The sequence below is a fragment of the Bifidobacterium sp. genome (assembly GCF_050874245.1).
Taxonomy (GTDB): Bacteria; Actinomycetota; Actinomycetes; order Actinomycetales; family Bifidobacteriaceae; genus Bifidobacterium.
On the sequence record NZ_JBNMKH010000147.1, the window covers coordinates 1 to 2481 of the forward strand.

General features: G+C 61.6%; 3 protein-coding genes. 2 read left to right on the forward strand and 1 reads right to left on the reverse strand.

What is annotated here, in order from left to right:
• Positions 1-145: 145 nt before the first annotated feature.
• On the forward strand, positions 146-967 hold the full coding sequence (locus tag ACR0P8_RS09310; protein ID WP_432624792.1) for an alpha/beta hydrolase: 822 nt from the start codon (positions 146-148) through the stop codon (positions 965-967).
• 97 nt (positions 968-1064) lie between these two features.
• A complete protein-coding gene (locus ACR0P8_RS09315; protein ID WP_432624793.1) occupies positions 1065-1880 on the forward strand; it encodes a TetR/AcrR family transcriptional regulator in 816 nt (271 codons plus the stop codon).
• A 97-nt stretch (positions 1881-1977) separates the two neighbouring features.
• Here ACR0P8_RS09315 and ACR0P8_RS09320 read toward each other — a convergent pair.
• A partial coding sequence (locus ACR0P8_RS09320; protein ID WP_432624794.1) for an ROK family protein occupies positions 1978-2481 on the reverse strand: 504 nt, incomplete at its 5' end.

A 2481-nucleotide genomic window follows, 5' to 3' on the forward strand; every position in this document is an offset into this window, starting at 1 on the left:
ACGTTCTGATAATCCACCGCGCGAGCGTCGTGGCGGGCACCCGAAACGGCGCCTGTCCGCCACGACGCTCGCATAATGTTCGCACCCATGCGCATAGCATGGAAGTCTCCATGCGGCGCACCCGCGCCGCCGAAAGGATAGACCAATGAAGTACTTTGAAGATGAGATTCCCGGCATCGACGGCAGCCATGCCAAATTCGTCGGATATTGCCTCGATAACAGCGAGGAGATCGTTCCCGACCGTGTGCGCCCATCCGTGCTGGTGATTCCTGGCGGCGGCTATGAGATGACCTCCGACCGCGAGGCCGAACCGATCGCCATGCAATTCCTTGCAGCCGGATACAACGCCTTCGTGCTGCGCTACTCCGTCAAGCCCTCCGTGTTCCCCGTCGCGCTGCTGGAAGCCGCCGAGGCGATGAAGCGCATCCGCGACCATGCCGCCGAATGGCATGTGGACGCCGATGCGATCGCCGTAATCGGCTTCTCCGCTGGCGGCCATCTCGCCGCCAATCTGGCGACCAGCGCAAGCGACGACGTGATTGCGGCGCACGGCTACGACCCGAATCGCGTGCGTCCGAATGGCCTGATGCTCTCCTACCCGGTAATCACCTCCGGACCTCTCGCACACCGCGGCAGCTTCGACGCGTTGCTTGGTGAAAAGAAGGATGACCAGGAAGCGCTTGACGCCGTCTCCATCGAAAAGCACATCGACGCCAAGACCCCGCCGGTCTTCGTCTGGCATACGCTTCCCGACGGCTGCGTACCATGCGAGAACACGCTGATGCTCATCGACGCCTGCAAGAAGGCCGGTGTGAGCATCGAGGCGCATCTGTTCCCCGAAGGCGGCCACGGTTTGGCGCTGGGCAACGCCGAAACGGCATGGCAGGGCGTGAACGGCATCGAACCATGTGTGCAGGCATGGCCGAAGCTCGCGATCGACTGGATGCGCAGGACGTTCGCGAAGTGAGCACGACGGCGCGTGGTCATCGGATATTCTCGATAATCACGCGCCGGAGTACAGTAAGGACAATATTCCACACACCAATGTTTTCGAAGGAGACCGAATGAGCGTCGCGGCATGGAACCGGTTTCTGCAGGAGCAGGACAACTGGCCTGCGGCTTCCCGAGTCAACAGCTCGACTCCATACTCCATCCAGGCGCGCAATGCATTGGCGGATAAGACCTTCGAGAAGAAGAAGCGCATGAGCCAGGAGGAACGCCACCTGCAGATTCTTCAGGCGGCGGTCAAGATCCTCGCCACCAAGGGATTCTGGGGCATGAGCCTGCAGGACATCGCCGACGAGATCGGCATCACCGAGGCCGCGCTCTACCATTACATCTCATCGAAGGACGATTTGCTCAACATGGTGCTGTCGGAATGCTACGACACGCCCGACGCGGACGACTACAACGCGGTGACCGCCGGCATCGCCGACAATGACGGCCACCGCGTGTACTTCTACCCCCGCTACTGCCTGAACATCGCGCTCTACAACCTGCAGCGGCCCGAACTGGTACAGCTGTACTCCGTACTCAATGGCGAGGCGCTCAGCCCGACGCATCCGGCGCATGGCTTCTTCATCGGCCGCCATATGCGCAACTGGGAGATGATCGGCTCGATGAACTGGATCCTGCCGCCCAACGTGGACGAGGAGCGCTTCTACGACCTATACACGCTGGCGATGAGCGCGATGGACGGTCTGCAGTACCGTTGGCTCGGCGACGATTCGCTGAACCTGCTCGAGGAATGGATCTCCATCTCCGACATCATCTTCCCGCCGAGCGAGTGGGCCGGCTATACCGATCCGAGCGAATACGGCCCAGCGCCGGATCATTGTCTACTGCCGATGACGCTTTCCGCACGTCAGCAGATGGCCTGAGGATCCTCTTCCGAATCCGGCCGCATGATTCGGACGGCGCCGTCCGAATCACATCGCGAGCCACGCAGGCCGCGACGATGGCCACACCATCCGCGAATCAGCGGATCGGCACCTGCTCCAGCCCTTCGACTTCGGTTTCGAACGCGTAGTAGGCTCCGATCAGGCCAGCGTTGTTGGTATGACGGCAACGCTTCACGGACGTGCGGAAATCGGCCCACTGCGGAATCCCGTCAAGAGCCGCATTGACCATCGGCAGGATCTGCTGCTCCCTGCAGATGCCGCCACCCAGCAATATGCATTCCGGATCGGCGATGGCCGCGATGTTGAAGACCGCGATGGCCAGGTAATCGATCCACTTGTCCACGATGGCGCGGACGCGCGGCTCGTCAAGCCTGCGGAACAAGGAGGCCGGAACGATGGATCCCGTCGGCACGTCGAATTCCTTGGAATAATCCTCCGCGAGCACGATGGTCGACAGGTAGTCCTGCATGGTCAGGAATCCGCCGGTCTCGTAGTTCGGGATCATCATGCCGAGCTCGCCCGCGCGCCAATCCTTGCCGCGGCGGATCTTACCGTCCAGGAACAACGCGCCACCCACGCC

Bases quoted from the DNA above. Each gene is read 5' to 3' on its own strand.
- ACR0P8_RS09310 (WP_432624792.1), top strand. From the start codon at position 146: ATGAAGTACTTTGAAGATGAGATTCCCGGCATCGACGGCAGCCATGCC.
- ACR0P8_RS09315 (WP_432624793.1), top strand. From the start codon at position 1,065: ATGAGCGTCGCGGCATGGAACCGGTTTCTGCAGGAGCAGGACAACTGG.